12 protein-coding genes are annotated in these 15,890 nt (G+C 61.2%); 2 read left to right on the top strand and 10 right to left on the bottom strand.

Annotated features, from left to right (window positions below):
- Nucleotides 1–166: 166 nt before the first annotated feature.
- The 10 genes from E1832_RS22235 to E1832_RS22190 form a co-directional block, all read right to left on the bottom strand.
- Nucleotides 167–2,629 carry an ATP-binding protein gene (locus E1832_RS22235; RefSeq protein WP_133361969.1) on the bottom strand — a complete coding sequence of 821 codons (2,463 nt, stop codon included), beginning with the start codon at nucleotides 2,627–2,629 and terminating at the stop codon, nucleotides 167–169.
- A 781-nt stretch (nucleotides 2,630–3,410) separates the two neighbouring features.
- Nucleotides 3,411–4,130 carry a branched-chain amino acid ABC transporter ATP-binding protein gene (locus tag E1832_RS22230; RefSeq protein WP_133361968.1) on the bottom strand — a complete coding sequence of 240 codons (720 nt, stop codon included), beginning with the start codon at nucleotides 4,128–4,130 and terminating at the stop codon, nucleotides 3,411–3,413.
- Entirely contained in the window at nucleotides 4,123–5,919 is a 1,797-nt protein-coding gene (locus E1832_RS22225; protein ID WP_245514086.1) for a branched-chain amino acid ABC transporter ATP-binding protein/permease, read from the bottom strand. The genes E1832_RS22230 and E1832_RS22225 overlap by 8 nt, the downstream gene beginning before the upstream one ends.
- Nucleotides 5,912–6,745, bottom strand: a complete 834-nt coding sequence (locus E1832_RS22220) for a branched-chain amino acid ABC transporter permease (RefSeq protein ID WP_133361967.1) — start codon at nucleotides 6,743–6,745, stop codon at nucleotides 5,912–5,914. Before E1832_RS22220 ends, E1832_RS22225 begins: the two co-directional genes overlap by 8 nt.
- 89 nt (nucleotides 6,746–6,834) lie before the next feature.
- The gene (locus tag E1832_RS22215) at nucleotides 6,835–7,983 is read right to left on the bottom strand and encodes a substrate-binding protein (RefSeq protein WP_133361966.1); all 1,149 of its coding nucleotides are present in this window, start codon (nucleotides 7,981–7,983) and stop codon (nucleotides 6,835–6,837) included.
- A gap of 59 nt (nucleotides 7,984–8,042) precedes the next feature.
- On the bottom strand, nucleotides 8,043–8,888 hold the full coding sequence (locus tag E1832_RS22210) for a nitrilase family protein (RefSeq protein WP_133361965.1): 846 nt from the start codon (nucleotides 8,886–8,888) through the stop codon (nucleotides 8,043–8,045).
- Nucleotides 8,889–9,091: 203 nt separating this feature from the next.
- The gene (locus E1832_RS22205; protein WP_133361964.1) at nucleotides 9,092–9,700 is read right to left on the bottom strand and encodes an ANTAR domain-containing response regulator; all 609 of its coding nucleotides are present in this window, start codon (nucleotides 9,698–9,700) and stop codon (nucleotides 9,092–9,094) included.
- Nucleotides 9,697–10,845: a transporter substrate-binding domain-containing protein gene (locus E1832_RS22200; RefSeq protein WP_133361963.1), complete on the bottom strand. Its 1,149-nt coding sequence runs from the start codon at nucleotides 10,843–10,845 to the stop codon at nucleotides 9,697–9,699. The genes E1832_RS22205 and E1832_RS22200 overlap by 4 nt, the downstream gene beginning before the upstream one ends.
- 385 nt (nucleotides 10,846–11,230) lie before the next feature.
- On the bottom strand, nucleotides 11,231–12,250 hold the full coding sequence (locus E1832_RS22195) for an alpha/beta fold hydrolase (protein ID WP_133361962.1): 1,020 nt from the start codon (nucleotides 12,248–12,250) through the stop codon (nucleotides 11,231–11,233).
- A gap of 70 nt (nucleotides 12,251–12,320) precedes the next feature.
- Nucleotides 12,321–13,652 (bottom strand): purine-cytosine permease family protein, encoded by a 1,332-nt coding sequence (locus E1832_RS22190; RefSeq protein WP_133361961.1) that lies wholly within the window; start codon nucleotides 13,650–13,652, stop codon nucleotides 12,321–12,323.
- Nucleotides 13,653–14,061: 409 nt separating this feature from the next.
- Here E1832_RS22190 and E1832_RS22185 point away from each other — a divergent pair, with 409 nt between their 5' ends.
- The gene (locus E1832_RS22185) at nucleotides 14,062–14,334 is read left to right on the top strand and encodes a hypothetical protein (RefSeq protein WP_133361960.1); all 273 of its coding nucleotides are present in this window, start codon (nucleotides 14,062–14,064) and stop codon (nucleotides 14,332–14,334) included.
- Between the two features lie 285 nt (nucleotides 14,335–14,619).
- Nucleotides 14,620–15,855 (top strand): transporter substrate-binding domain-containing protein, encoded by a 1,236-nt coding sequence (locus E1832_RS22180; protein ID WP_206021093.1) that lies wholly within the window; start codon nucleotides 14,620–14,622, stop codon nucleotides 15,853–15,855.
- The last annotated feature ends 35 nt before the right edge of the window (nucleotides 15,856–15,890 follow it).

The raw sequence follows: 15,890 nt of genomic DNA, 5'->3' as shown, positions 1-15,890 counted from the left end.
CGGTTGGCAATCGCTATCCCGGGCTGGCGGGAAACGACGCGCAAGATCGTCCATCGCGGGCCCGAACCGCGGCGGTTGCCTGCCTGTGGCCCGAGGGATGGCATTAGAATTAGAGGCATGGCCGCTGCAGATCCCGGCAGGTCAAAGCCTCACGCGGTTGGACGGGTCAACAACCGGCACCTTCTGATGCATGGGACGCAGCCGCGGGCAGAGTGAAGGTAAAGGTGCTTCCGACGCCGACTTCGCTTTCCACGGTCATCGTTCCCCCCTGCAGTTCAACCAGTTGCTTTGAAATCGCCAGTCCAAGACCGGTGCCGCCCTTTTCCCGCGTGGACGAGGGGTCAACCTGATCAAATTGTCCGAAAACCGCCTCCAGCTTTTCCTCCGGAATGCCGCGTCCGCTGTCCCGGACATGGATCGCGATATTATCGCCCCGCGATTCCGCCCTGATTTCCACCTGGCCGCGTTCGGTGAATTTCAACGCGTTTCCAACAAGATTGATCAGAATCTGGCGCAGGCGCAATTCATCCGCATAAACGATCTCTGCACCCGAAACGGTCTTCAGCTCCAGGGATTTTAATCTGGCCGCCTCTGATAGCTGATCCGCGACAGAAGAAATAACAGGGTAAAGGGGGACATCACCTGGATCGATATTGAGTTTCCCGGCATCAATCTTGGCGAGATCGAGAATGTCGTTGATCAGATTCAGAAGATGTTTCCCGGCCACCTCCATTTTTTTCGCATATCTTGAAACCTCATTCTTGATCTGATCAAGGTTCTGACTGACATCTTCGGTCGAAAAACTTCCGCACCTGAGCGCGCTTTCAAGTTTTTTCATGGATGGCAACAGGTCAGGTTTCGTCAATAGGGCATTAAAACCGAGAATGACGGTGAGCGGTGTTCGCAGTTCGTGACTCATCACGTTCAGGAATTCCGTCTTTGCGGCATTTGCCGCCTCGGCCTCGCGCAGAGCGTTGTAAACGTCAGAGATATCGGATGCGACACCGCGATACCCGGAGAATTCGCCGTTTTCGTCAAATATCGGATCCCCGCTGGTGCGGATCCACTTGTTATCCTCTGTCGCGCCATGGGCCTGATAAATAAAATCCCGGTATGGTTCGTGCGCCTTTTCCTTTTCTGCCAGCCACTTCCAGTCGGCGCTTTGGAAAACCTTGGGGAAATCCTTGTACGCCTCCCGTCGGGAGTTCCCCAGCAGGAAGGCGACTTCGTTGCTCAGGATGCTGTTCGACATATAGGTGACGCGAAGATCCTTGTCAGTCTCCCAGACCCAGTCCTTGCTGAGCGCGGCCACATTGGAAAAGCGTTTCTCGGCAATGTCGCGTTGCGCAAGGGCCTGCAGCAGGTTGGCGTTCGACGCTTCAAGTTCTTCCTGGTGTCGCTTCAGTTCCGTGATGTCGACCCGGACGCCGACCCGGCTTCCATCGGGTGTCTTACGCTCGAAGATGCGCAGCCAGGTTCCATCTTCCAGCCTTTGTTCGCTCGTCGAATCCGCCGCATTATGCGCGGCCATTCGTTCAGTCAGCCACTCTTCCTCGCGCCCGACTGCATCGGCGTACTGCCCGTTTTTAAGCCCGGCCCGCAAAATATCTTCGAAACGCGCCCCCGGCACCATCGCGGCAGTGTTCTTTTTGTACATGTCCTTGTATTTTTTGTTGCAATTGACGAGGCGATCCTCGGCATCATAAAGAACAAAGCCATCGGGAAGTGTCTTGATCGCTGCATCGAGTTGGCGGCGCGCCCCGTTGCGTTCGATGCGTTGTTGGCGCAAAATGTATGCGGCGTATAGCACGATGGAGAGTACGGCCAGAATTCCAAGATTTCTCATCCAGGCGATTCTGTATCCAGCCGCCCAATCTCCATCTGGGGCGACGCCCAGTTTCAATTCGGTTCCCGGAACGGCAAGGGTCACAACCGTCGGGTCATTCTCGAAGACTTTGGTGGCGCCGATAACGTCACCGCCGGTTTGAGCAGTCGTCAATGCAACCTGGAATCCTGACTCGGGGATATTCGAGTCAGAGGTCAGCCCAAGGGCGGTTTGGAAGATCGCGCTTGCGTCGATGGCAACCGTAATGATCTTGGATACCCGGAAATGCTCTGAATCGGCGCCATATTCGGCCACCGGTGTGCGCAGCAACAATCCGAGCCTGCCCTGCAACAGCGGAACGGGCCCCTGTATGGTCACCTCGCCTGTCCGGTAGGCGCGGGCGACGGCCTGCCATTGTTTTGCATCGTTGCGCAGGTTGTATCCGACCAGGTGCCGGTTCTGCTCGAACGGGTGCACCAGTTTGACGATCCCGTTTTCGACAACCGCCAGATTCAGGATCGAAGTGTCCAGTTTCTTGAAACGATCGGCGAGAAGGGAGAACCTCGCCTGGCTGATGTCGCCGCTCAGCTCGATGGCTGTCGTCAACCCACGCGCTCTCAGCTCATGTTCAAGCAGAGCATGTTCGAGTTTCTCCTTCAGGTCTTCGGCGAACAGTTGCGCCTCATGCCTTTCCGCATCCGCGAACCGATTGTATCTGGTCGCTTCCAGCGAAAATACAAAGACCGCGAAGGCTATGCCAACGACCAACCCGGAGACCATGTCTGTCTTTTTAAATTTGCGCACTTAACCTCCCAAAGACCATCGGTCGCGTGTCGCCCGGAAGCGATGCGCAAACATAGACAGCATTTCACATCGATCAACTGGAACATGAGCGGATGGAGGTTGGCTGACGTCCGGCGGATTGTACACAGGCCATTCGTGCAAATTTTCGGAGGCTGTTCCGGCGGCATGGCGTCGCCCGGTCACGTGGTCCCGCTGGCGCACAGGGGGGCGGGGGTGTCCTGTTCCAATCGGGACTGAGACAAACGGCCTGCGGTCAGATGGTGGTTCGGACAGAAGATCCGCCCCGGAAGCGGTTTTTGAAAAGTTCGGCGAAAAGAGGGGGATGGAGGCCAGGCCAATGTGTTTCCCGATGATGGGTCGTCGCACGAATTGGAAAATCCCGGCCTGAAAATCAACCTTTGGGGGAGCGTCGGGAGGCTTGAGATCGCCGGGTTTCTCTAAAATTCTTATTTCCAATAAGTCAAAAGTGTCAGGCGGGTTTGACACCGTTGCGCGGGCATTGGCAGAGACGTGCAAAACGTTGCACCAAGTTGCACCAAAGAGACAGTTCCGCTGCCGCGCCCGCGAAACTGTGCGCATGGTCCGGCCGCTCAGGACGCAGAGCATGTATCGCCCGCGCGTCGGAGGCATCCGGTACGCTCGCCGCGCCATTGCCGCCCGGACCCGCTTCGACGGCCGCCGGCGGCCACATCAGCCGCTGGAAATGAAGGCCCCGGCTGCGCCATTCGCATCAGCGGCATGATCTGGGCAAAGACCGCCGGGTGGATACACTCAAACCGGTTCAGATCTTCAGGTGCTCCAGAACCCGCTCCCGGCTCTCCGGCTTGGCTTCGCCGGAATCGTCGATCTCGCCCAGTTTCAGGACAGCCCAGCGGTCGGCCACCTCCAGGGCGAAGTTCAGGTTCTGCTCGACCAGCAGGATGGTGGTGCCGCTCTGGTCGCGTTCGGCATGCAGGGCCCGGGCGATCTGCGCGATCACGGTCGGCTGCAAACCTTCGGATATCTCGTCGATCAGGATAAGGTCGGGTTTCAGCATCAGCGCGCGGCTCAGGATCAGCATCTTTTGCTCGCCGCCCGACAGAGTGCCGGCCTTTTGCGCCAGACGGTCCCGCAGGAAGGGAAAATGGGTGAACACATGGTCCAGGGCCGTGTCCAGATCACGGTCTGAGCGGACCGCCAGGCGCAGGTTGTCCCGGATGCTGAGATCGGTGAACAGCGGCTGCTCCTGCGGCGCATAGCCAACCCCTGACCGGATCAGCGCCTTGGGCGAGGCGCCGGTGATCGACTGGTCGTCCAGCCGGATATCGCCGGCGCGCGCGGGCACCAATCCGAGGATGGTCTTCAGCAGCGTCGTCTTGCCCATGCCGTTCTTGCCCATCAGGGCAAAGATCTCGCCCCTGCGGATCGACAGCGACAGATCCCTGATGATGGCGATCGGGCCATAGCCGCTGGACACGCCGTCCAAGGTCAGCTTGGCGCCGGTATCTGCGGTATCAAACATGATCGCCTCCCGAATAGATGGTCCTGACGATTTCGGAGTTCACCACCTCGTCGACCGAGCCGTCCAGCACAAGGCGGCCCTGGTGCAACACCACGATCCGGCTGGAGATGTCGCGGACGAAATCGAGGTCGTGTTCGACGAGGATCGCGGCGAAGCCGAGCTCATTGGTCAGTTTTTTCAGGATCGTGCCGATGGTCGTACGCTCGGCCTTGGTCAGCCCGGCGGTGGGTTCGTCGAGCAGGATCATCCGCGGCTCCAATGCCACCACCATGGCCAGTTCAAGGCTTTGTTTCTGGCCATGCGACAGCAGCGAAACCTCGGTCGACAACAGCCGGTCCAGACCGGTCAGTTGCAGGATTTCGATGGCCGCCGACGGCAGGCCCAGCCTGTCCGACGCCGTTACGAAACTGGGCGCGTCCAGTGCGGCGCGCGCCATCCGAAGGCATTCGGCCACGGTCAGGCTTTCGAAGACGCTGGCGACCTGGAATTTGCGCCCGACGCCCAGGGCGACAATCTGGTTCGGCACCAGTCCGGCGATATTCTGACCGGCGATGCGGATCACGCCGCCCGAGGTCTCCTTGCCGTCGGTCAGACAGCGCATCATCGTGGTCTTGCCGGCGCCGTTGGGTCCGACAAGGCTGACCAGTTCGCCCGGTGCGACGTCCAGTGTAATGTCCTCCAGCACCTTCTGACTGCCATAGGATTTTTCCAGCCTGTCGATGCTCAGCAGCGGACCTTCGATTTTCTTCTTGTGGTGCACGGGCGCCTCGGCAACCAGTTCGGGGCCTGCGCTGGCCGGCGCGTGGCGGCGGCCGCGCCGGGTCAGGCGGGTCACCAGCGCGGCCAGCCCGTTCGGCAGAACGATGATCATCACGACGAAGAGCGCGCCGATGACCAGTTGCCACAGGAAGGGCAGTTCGCCCGACAGGCTGGCGCTGAGGTAGTCGATGCCGATGGTGCCCAGAACCGGGCCCAGAACCGTGCCGCGCCCGCCAAGGGCTGTCCAGACAACCAGTTCGGTGCCGAAGACAAAACCGGTGTTTTCCGGCGCGACCACGCCAGAGGCATTGGCATAGAGAAACCCGGCCAGTCCCGCGACGCCCGCCAGAACGGTGGTCAGCAGGATCTTGATCCGCTGGGTGTTCAGCCCGAGATAGGCGCAGCGGGTTTCATTGTCGCGGATTGCGGTCAGGATGCGCCCGCCGTCCGAGCGCACGAAAACCAGCGCCCCCACCGCGACGATCACGAGGCAGATGCCCGACAGTCGGAAAAAGCCCTCCAGCCCCAAGGGCAGGCCAAAATAGCCCACCAGGCCGCTGCTCGATCCGGTCAGGGTGCCGCCGGAATAGATCAGCTGCGTCACCACGATAGGAAAGACCAGCGAGATCACGGTCGCGTAGATCGGCGTCGAGCCGTAGTAGAACGACAGCCAGCCCACGATCAGGCCCAACATGACGGGCACCAGGATCGCCAGAACCAGCGCCACCCCGATCAGGGTCGGGGAACTGCCGACATGGGTCAGCAGCATCGCCGTGGCATAGGCGCCGACCCCGAAGAACGCCGCCTGACCGAAGGTGAGGATACCCGCGAAGCCCCAGAGCAGGTCGACGGTGATCGCCAGGATGGCGTAAATCATCGACCGCGTCAGAACATTGATGCTGAACCGGTCCAGGAACATCGGGCCAAAGACCACCAGCGCGAGCGCGCACAGGGCGAGCACGCCCAGAAATGCGGCCCGGCGCCGGACCTTTGCGCTGCGGGGAGGCGAGGCGGCAAGCACGTCAGACACGGGCAAACCCTTTCGAACTGATACGGAGGACCAGCGCGCTAAGAACGGCGACCGTGATCCCTCCGAGAATGGGACTGATGAAGGTGGAGACCAGAACCTGGGCCCCGCCGAAGACAAGGCACGCGACGGCCAGGGCCCCAAAGGAGGATCCCGCCACCATCACCAGCATGAAAGAACCGATCAGCCAGGCGACACCCATGGTGGGATCGACGCTGGTCAGCGGCGTCAGAAGGACACCGGCCAGCGCGGTCAACCCGGTGCCGATCATGAAGGTCACCAGACGGATTCGGGTGGTGTCCAGCCCCAGTGCGCGGGCCAGCGATTCATTCATGATGATGGCGCGGGCCGACAGACCGAGGCGGGTTCCCTCCAGCAGAAAGGCGAAACCAAGCCCGATCACGACCGCCGCAGCCAGTGCGAAAATGCGGTAAAGCGAGTAGCTGGTGCCAAGCACATGGATGGTGCCGGACAGCAGGTTTTCGGTGAAATGCACGTCGCGCCCGAACCACAGCGTTATCAGCTGGCCGATGACGATACCCAGCCCCCAGGTGGCAAGGATCGCGTCCAGCGGCCGGGCATAGAGCGGCCGCACGATCAGGCGTTCGGTCACGCCCCCCAGCACCGCCCCGGTGACGAACGCCATGGGCAGCGCCAGCCATGGGTTGAGCCCCAGCCCGCCGGCCACCACGGCGCAATAGGCCCCAACGGTCAGCCAGGCGCCATGGGCGAAATTCACGATTTCCAGAACGCCGAAAATAGCGAGAAGCCCCGCCGAGACGATGAACAGGATGGCTGCGGTGGTCACGATATCCAACAGAAGTGTCATCGGGCCGATTTCTCCATGTGCGGATGGATGCGGGTGTATGCGGATGGATAATGCGGCCGGGGAAAGGGGCCCCCGGCCGCGCTGTCAGATCAGAGCTTGGGACACTGTTCGCCCGGATCGACGTCCTTGAAGGTTCCCACCACCTTGACCGAGCCGTCGTCCTGCACCTGACCCAGATACATGGTCAGCGGCGCGTGGTGCTGTTTGCTCATCTGGATGGTGCCGCGCGGGCCGGTGAAGGACACTTCGTCCAGCGCGTCCAGAACTGCCCTGGCATCGGTGCAACCGGCCTTTTCGATGGCGGCCTTGTAGAGATAGACGGCCTCGTACTGCGGCACCGACAGATCGTTGGGGGTGCGCAGATCATCGCCGAATTTGGCTTTCATCGCGTCCAGAAAGGCCTTGTTCTCGGCACTGTCGATGCCGGTCACATAGGAGGCCGAGATCAGGATTCCGGCCGCGTCGGCACCCATGTTCTTGGCGGTGCCCTCATCGACGGCGAGGTTGGCATAGGGCAGATCGACCCCGGCACCGCGCATTTGCTTGGTCAGGGTGACGTTCGGAGCGCCGCCGGCGGTCGAGGTGATCAGAGCCTCGGCGCCGGAGGCCTTCAGCTTGGAGATGATCGCAGTCCAGTCCGAGCCATCCATAGGCAGGTATTCCTCGCCCACGATTTCGCCGCCGGTGCTTTCAACATAGCTGCGGGCGAATTCGAGCATACCGCGGCCGAAGGAGTAGTCGCTGCCGATCAGGAAGTATTTCTTGGCGCCCTCGGCGTTCAGGTAGTCGACGATCGGCGGCACCTGCTGTTCCGGCACCCAGGCGTTGACGAAGAGGTACGGGTTGCACGAACGGCCTTCGTAGAACGAGGTGTAGATATAGGGCACCTGGCCGCGCGACACGATCGGCAGCCCGGCGTTGCGGGCGGCGCTGGTTTCCATCGAAATCAGGACGTCGACCTCTTTCTGGAACACCAGCGAGTCAAAAGCCTTCTGAGCCCCCGCCGCGCCCGAGGCGTCGTCGGCGATGACCAGTTCCATCGGACGGCCCAGCACACCGCCGGCAGCGTTGATCTGTTCGACCGCCAGTTCGGCCGATTGCACCACCGACGGCGCGACGACGCTGTTGGCGCCCGACAGGCCGACGGGGACACCGATGCGGATCGGATCGTCTGACGCGAAGGCGCCGCCTGCCAGCATGACGCTGGTCACGGTTGCAAGAAGAGAGGGTATTTTCATTGTCGTAGTTCCCTGTTTGGTTTGAGTTGAGTGTGATTGAGCGGAGGGTGATATGGGGTTCAGCCGTAGACGTCGGTGCGCCGGTCGCCGAAAATATCATTGAATTCGTTCAGTTTTCTTTTGGCCGACACCTCTGCCGGGGTGATCTGGGCGTAAAGGATGTCTTCGTTCTCGTGGCTGGCGGGACCGGCCAGCGGCCAGCCGGTGGCGTCGATGATCAGGCTCTGGCCGATGAAGGGCTGGCCGCGTTCGGTGCCGACCCGGTCGGCGCAGGCGATGAACAGCCCGTTGGAATGCGCTGCGGCCTGGTGCAGGATGTTCGACATCGCTTCGTCCTGCGGATCCTGATCGGGCATCGGCACCCAGTTGGTGGGCACGCAGATCACCTCGGCCCCCTTTACCGCCAGCTGGCGGAAGGTTTCCGGGAACCAGCCGTCATAGCAGATCGCAATGCCGATCCGGCCCAGCGGGGTGTCGAAGACCGGCAGGCCGAGGTTGCCCTTTTCGAAGAACAGGTTTTCCCGATACCAAAGGTGCATCTTGCGGTAGGTGCCGATGTACCCATCCGGGCCGCACAGCATGGCCGAGTTGTAAAATGTGCCGCCCGCCGCCTCGGCCAGACCTGAAACGATATAGACCTCCAGTTCGGACGACAGCGCGATCAGGCGCCGGGCACTGCGGCCGTCGGGGATCGGCTGGGCCAGTCTGGCCAGTTCTTCGGCGCTGTCGAAGACATAGCCGCTGTCGGCCAGTTCGGGCAGCACGATCAGCCGCGCGCCCTTGGCATGGGCCTGGCGCACCCGGTCCTCGATCGCGTCCAGATTGGCGTCAAGTTCCCCGATCTTCGGTTCGAACTGAATGCAGGCGATGGTCACGGGGTGTGAATGGTCGGTTTCAAGGGGCACGTCGGTCTCCAAAACGCAAAAAGCCCCCGCCCACGGTCAAAGACCGCAGTATCGGGGGCTACATAGCCGGGATGTGAAGCGGCAACCTTGCCGCAGAGCAATCCTGCTCGTCACCCGCATGCTGTCATGCAAGGCGATCGGGTTCAATTTTAATATTTAGGCAAATGCACAGTTTTTGAGCCGCATTTTTCAGCGATACTGAATCAGCGCCCCAGGCCAAGCCGGCGCATCGTCTCATGGGCCGCGATCAGGTCTTCGGCGATCGCCGCCATCGTGATCCGTTCCGAGGTGGCCTGATCGCGCAACAGACGATAGGCGGCGTCCTCGGCCAGCCCCTGTTCGTCGACCAGCAGCCGGATCGCCCGGTCCACCAGCCGGCGGCCCTTCAGGGTGTCTTCCAGTTTGCGCACCTTTGCGGTCATGCGCGCCTCGTAGCCGTGGCGGTAGCGGGCCAGGGTGAACTGGGTCAGGATACCCAGCGGACGCAAAGGTTTGCTCATCACCCCATGGGCATTGAGATCGTAGATCGCGCGCAGCGAGGTCGGGCTTTCGTAGGTGACGACGGCGATAATCGCCGGGTCGTGGCCTTCGAACACCTGCACGGCCTGGTCTGTCGCCGTGTCCTCGACGCTGATGAACACTGTATCCGTGCCCTCGGGCAGCGCCGCCGGCAACGGCCAGACCGCGTTCACCTCGCAGCCCAGCCGGCGCAATTGGCTGATCAGCACGGTGCCATCCTCGTCGCGCGGATGGATCACCAGAACCCGTGCCCGGCGTAGATCGTCGAGGATGCGGCGTGGCGGACCCTTCATGCCCACTCCCGCAGGGACGGTTCCTCGAAGCGGGTGGTGGCCAGATAGGGGTCGGCATGAACCGGCGCCCCGCCTTCCCAGACGATGTCAAAGAGGCCGTCCGCCCGCGCCACCCCGATCCGCGGCGTGAGCCAGGTATGCCGAGTTTCCGGATCGACATGGATTCGGCCGCCCGGCGCGTCGAAGTCCAGGCCCAGAACGGCCTGCCCGATCCGGTGGGTGTCCATCGCGCCGACCCGTTCCAGCGCACGGGCGAACAGGTGGACCTGATTATAGGCCGGTTCGGACCAGACGCTGGTGACCGCCGTTGATCCGAACCGCGCCTTGTAGGCCGCCACGAAGGCGCGGTTCACCTCGGTGTCGATGGTCTGGAAATAGCTTGCGGCAAGGATGTGGCGGGTGCATTTCTCCGGTCCGATGCGCGCGATCTCGCCCTCGGCCATGGTCAGGCTGGCGATCGGGCAGGCGGCGCGGTCGATCCCAGCGGCGTCGTAAAGCGTATAGAAGGCCTGGGCCGAGGTGCCCACCAGCGTGGAAAACACGGCGTCGGGCCGCACCTGTTCGATCTCGCGGACCAGGGCCATTTCGGCGGTCGCGGTCGCCCCCAGCGGCAGGTAATGTTCGGCCACGGTTTCGCCGCCCCGGGCTTCGATCAGATCGCGCATGATCCGGTTGGATTCCCTGGGGTAGATGTAATCCGAGCCGACAAACAGAATCCGGTTGCCGTAGGTCTGCAGCAGATAGTCGGCCAGCGGCAGGCACAGCTGGTTCGGCGTGGCGCCGGTATAGACGAGGTTCTCGCAATACTCGAACCCCTCGTACATGGAGGGATAGAACAAGAGGCCGTTGTGGCGTTCGACCACCGGCAGAACGGTCTTGCGGCTGCCGGACATCGAACAGCCGAAAATGACGTCCAGTTCGTCCTCGGACAGCATCTGGCGGGCCAGCGTGCGATAGGCGTCATTGTCCGATCCGGGATCTTTGCAGATCGAGACGAGCGGGCGTCCGAGGACGCCGCCCGCGGCATTGATCTCGTCGATGGCGAGGACCGTGCCGTTGTAATGCTCGGTCTCGGTGACGGCGGTGATCCCGCTGCGCGAGAAAAGCACCCCGACTCTCCAGCCGTCCTGTGCAGATGGGGTCATGCTGATACCTCGTGCCAACCGGCCCTGCGGACCTCTTTGGGGATACATACGCGGCAAGCCGGAGCCGCCGCAAGCGGCGCGGGCCGGGCAGGGGCCGCCTCACCCGGCGTTGGCTGCCGTGTCATCCTTTCCGATAGCGGGGCGGTTTGTTGCCGGGCGTCCTGCTCAAGCCTGCAATCTTGTGCGCTCTGGACCGCCTGCTGGGCAGCTTGGCAAAATCGGCGCCGCGCCGCCGCGGGATCTGTGCGGGGCGCCCGGACAGCCCATCATCAAGCCCGGGGGAAACCGCCGTCCGGGCAATGAGGGGCCTCGCCCAGCCACCGATATGCGAAACTGAAAGCGGCGCCTGAAAGGCGCCGCTCCGGGGTGTTGAGGATGCCGCAGTTCAGCTCGCCAACAGTTCTTTGAGTTTCTCGTCGATGAAGGCCACATCTTCGGGATTCGTGCCGGGACCGCCCGCGAAATGGCCCCAGATCGAGGGAACAGGAACATACTCGGCGTTGGGCATGTTCGCGACCTCATTTTGGCTGTCCTCGACCGGGAAATACAGATCGGTCTGACCAGGCATCACGTAGGCCTTTGCCTTGATCGCACCGAGTGCCGCCTTGTAGTCGCCGTTATAGAGATCGTTGTCGCTGATGTCGCCGTGCTGCCAGGTCCAGGCCATGGTCAGCAGGTTGTTTGCGTCCTTGGGCAGGAAGAAACCCTCCCAGAAGCCGATCAGGAAATCTTCCAGCGAGGCATAGCCGAGCGCCTTGAGGTCGAGTTCTTCGCGGTAGAAGGTCTGCGACAGGCCCCAACCGGCATAGACACGGCCAACAGCGCGCAGGCCTTTTTCAGGCTTGCTCGTATAGCGCCCGTTCTCCCACGCCGCATCGGCGCGCAGCGCGGCCTTGACGCCTTCGAGAAAGACATAGTTGTGGCGCGAGCACTTGGCCGAGCCGCAGAAGGGTGCGATCAGCTCCACCATGTCGGGGAAAAGAGCGCCCCAATGGAAGGTCTGAAGCGCGCCCATGGACCAGCCGGTCACCATGCGGACCTTCTCGATACCGAATTTCTCGGTGATCAGCCGGTGTTGCGCCATCACGTTGTCATAGGCGGTGACATCGGGGAAGCGGTCGGCATTGTACGGTTCGGGCGTGTTCGACGGAGAAGACGAAAGGCCGTTTCCGAACATGTTGGGGATGACAATGAAATACTTTTCGGGGTCGAGGGCCATACCCGGGCCGATCAGCCATTCATTGTCGTAGTGCTGGCCGGAGTACCAGGTCGGGTAGACGATTACATTGTCCTTGGCGGCGTTGAGTGTGCCGAAGGTCTTGTAGGCCAGCTTGCAGTCCGGCACGGCCAGACCGCACTGGAACTTGTAGGTGCCAAGGTCGAAGATGTCGTAGTCGAGGGTCATGGTAGGATCCTTTGGTTGTACTGTGTGCTGCGGCCGGAACCGCAGCACACTCGGAACAGGTCCGATGAGATTACGCGCGCGCGGTTTTCCCGGCGAGGGAGCTCAGCACATAATAGGCGATGCCGCCCACCAGGCCGGCAGAAATCGCCGTGGACAGATGCGGCAAATACCACTCGACGATGAAGGCCACTGCCGAGCCACAGGCCCACGCCAGAAAGGCGGTGCCGCGCCAGTCGGCTTCGATCTCCGAGCCCTTCCGGACGAGGTACTGATCGACCAGGATGATCGCCCCGATCGGCGGCACCAGAATACCCAGCAGCGACAGCCACTGAATGAAAAAGGCCCAGACGTTGGTCGCGGCGATGACGATGCCGATCGCGCCGAGGATGATCGCGAAGAGCCGCATGTGGCTGTGCAGGATGCGCGACCAGCCGGTGGCTGCGTTATACAGACAGTGGGCGCAGACCGAGCCGAGGTTCACGTAGAGGAACAGGAAGGCCAGCACGCTGAGCCAGGTCATCTGCTGGGCGTTCATGTAGCCGAACATGTTGTCGGTGCCGAAGGGATTGGCATCCGGCACGGCCAGCGCTGCCGTCATCACGCCGCCGACCAGCATGGCGACCAGGTTGGCAAAGGGGAATGCGCTGAAGGTGGCGACCCACGAGCTTTTCTTGTCCGCAGCCCAGCGATTGAAGTCGGCGGTCACTGTGCCGGCGTCGATGAACAATGCGATGACGACGGTCAGGCCGACCCCCATGGTCATGGTGGCGGTGCCGTTATTTCCCGGATAGGCCATGATCGCGTCCCAGCCCGAGGTGGCGGCGGCGTCGCCGGCGACCCATAGCCCGAGAACGATGAACAGCGGCACCGAGATCGTGCCGATGATGTGCAGCCCTCTTACGCCGACGAAGGTAATGCCGATGTAAAGTACGCCGGCGATCACGGTCATGACAACGTAGTTCAGCCCGTAGGTCGAGCTGACCAGCGCGCCGGTAATCCCGGTCTGCACCGCATACCAGCCCAGCAAGAGGGTCGAGAGCAGGCCGGAGGCGAAGACATAGCCCTTGCGACCGAAGACGATGCTGGCGAGCAGGGCGAAGTTCAGTCCCTTGCGGGCGCCCAACTGGCCCAGCAGGCCGACATAGAACAGCATGATCAGGTTGCCGATGATCATGGCTTTGAGCGCGGCGGCAAAGCCCATGCCGAGCACGAGGATCGAACCGGTCATTGCCCCGGTGATGATCATCGGAAAGCCCATCCAGACCATGGTGATGGAGAACATGCTGCGCCGGGCCTTGGCCGGCACCGGTTCATGTTCGTATTCTTCGCCCAGGGCGTGGTCGACGTTCTCTTCTATTTTCTCGAGCTCATCAGGTTCGATGTGCTTGATTGATCCAGACATTGCAGTACCTCTCTGTCGTTGCAGGCGCGGATTTTTTCCGGAAAGCGGGTTTACAAGGCATGCGATGACCCTTTGCCCGCCGGCGATGCCGAGGGGCGCCCAAACGGACGAACGTGTTGATTGGGGTCTTGTGATCCGCCTGGCCGACAAAGGATGTCCGCAAGAGCGGAGTGTGCCGAGGGGGCGTTTCGGGGTCGAACGTCAGTGCCTTGCGGTGTTTCCTCCCAGCCGGACGGATTGTTGGGGACAACAAAAACGAAAAAAGCCCCGACTCGCCGAATCACTGTCGACTGAGTTCGAGGCCTAACTGCCGAATTGAGGCTCAGGCACGCCTTTGGACCCGAGCTCCCAAATTGCTTGCATGATTCGTTTACAAATGCAAATTTTTGATTCTATCCGGGTGAGATGAGTGGAGAAATCGGCGCATTTTGCCGGTTTTTTGGACCAAAATTCGCGAAAACAGGTCCGTATCGCCCCTAAGTTGAAGGATTTTCGCATTTTCGGGCTTGGCGGGAAGGCCCCCGCGCCGATGGCTTTTCCCTATATGAACCGTGAAATTGCGCAGATGGTGGCTCTGCCTTTTCAGGTGGTTGCTTGGGTGCGAATCGCTTGCTTTGCGGGACGGATCTGCGGTGATGGCCCGCGGTTTCGCAGCCGGCGTCCTGGCGTCCGAGCGGTGTGATTCTCTTGCCGGCACGCTTTGAAAACAGACGAGGCCGCACCTTAGGTATTGCGGCATGGGTTTGCCGAAATCGCCTCATCAACAGTTTAAGCATAAGAAAAATAACCAGAAAATTTTCCTTGCAAAAACAAGGATTATGCTCAACGATTGATTCAGGCTCAAATGCGAGCCTGACAATATGATGAGCAAATAGGCTCTCCGTTCGTGGTGACTGCACCGCGCCGGAGGGCCTTTTTTTATTGCCAAATCCAATGGCTGCTCGCATCCAACAGAGGAGAAGTCTGAATGAAACGTCGTGATTTTCTTGGCAGCCTTGGAGCCGTCGGGACAGCCGGTATGTTGTCGACACCGGCCTTGTTGTCCTCGGCCGGCCGGGCCCTTGCGCAGGGCAACGATATCCCTGTCGGCCTGCTGTTCTCGCTGACAGGTGCGGTGGCCGTTGTGGAAAGCACGTTGCATGACGCCGCCCTGATGGCCATTGAAGAGATCAATGCGTCAGGCGGGATTCATGGCCGTCAGCTGCGACCGATCATCGAGGATCCCGCATCCGATCCGGCGACCTATGCCGACCGCGCGCGTCGCCTCATGATCCGTGACAAATGCGTCAGCGTCTTCGGCTCCTACACCTCGGCGAGCCGCCAAGCCGTCCTTCCGGTCACCGAACAGCGCAAGAACCTCTACTGGTATCCGACGCTCTATGAAGGCCGCGAATGTTCGCGCAACGTCATGTACGGCGGCGCCGTTCCCAACCAGCAGCAGGACGATCTCATTCCCTGGGCGATCGAGAATTTCGGCCCTCGTTTCTACATGATCGGAAACAACTACGTCTATCCGAAAGAAGAAAACAACTATTGCAAGACGCTGCTCGAACAATACGGCGGCGAGGTCGTGAACGAGGAATATGTGCCGCTCGGCCATTCGGATTTCAGTTCCGTCATCAACCGCATCCGTTCGGAAAAACCGGATGTCATTTTCGCCACCGTGGTCGGCGACTCGGACGTGGCCTTTGCCCGCCAATATCACGCCGCCGAACTGGATCCGTCGAAAATGCCGGTGGTCAGCCTGACCCGTTCCGAGGTCGAGGTCAAAGCGATCGGCGGCGAAGCCGCGGCGGGCCATTTCTCGTCGGCACCGTATTTCATGGGGCACGCCACCCCGGAAAACGAAAAGTTCGTCGAAGCCTACAAGTCGCGCTACGGCGGCGACCAGGTGACGCATTTCGTAAGCGAGGCTGCGTATTTCCAAGTCTATCAGTTCAAGGCCGCGCTTGAGAAACTCGATCCCTCGAACATCACGCCGGAAACCATTCGCGATGCGGCCGTCGGCCTGACACTCAACGCGCCGCAGGGCGAAGTCCTGATCGACGAGAACCTGCACACGCATCTTTGGCCGAAGATCGGCCAGTGGCAGACCAATGGCCAGGCCGAGGTTCTCATCGAATCCAAGGAACGGGTCGCGCCCAAGCCCTATGCGGCCTACGCGGGTCAGACCTGCACCGGTAAAGGACTGGTCAAGGCCTGAGTCCACCATTCAACCGAGAAAAGATGTGTCCGGCC

Origin of the sequence: Antarcticimicrobium luteum, assembly GCF_004358185.1 — a bacterium.
GTDB classification, from domain to species: Bacteria; Pseudomonadota; Alphaproteobacteria; order Rhodobacterales; family Rhodobacteraceae; genus Antarcticimicrobium; species Antarcticimicrobium luteum.
This window is presented reverse-complemented; position numbering and strand designations above follow the sequence as displayed.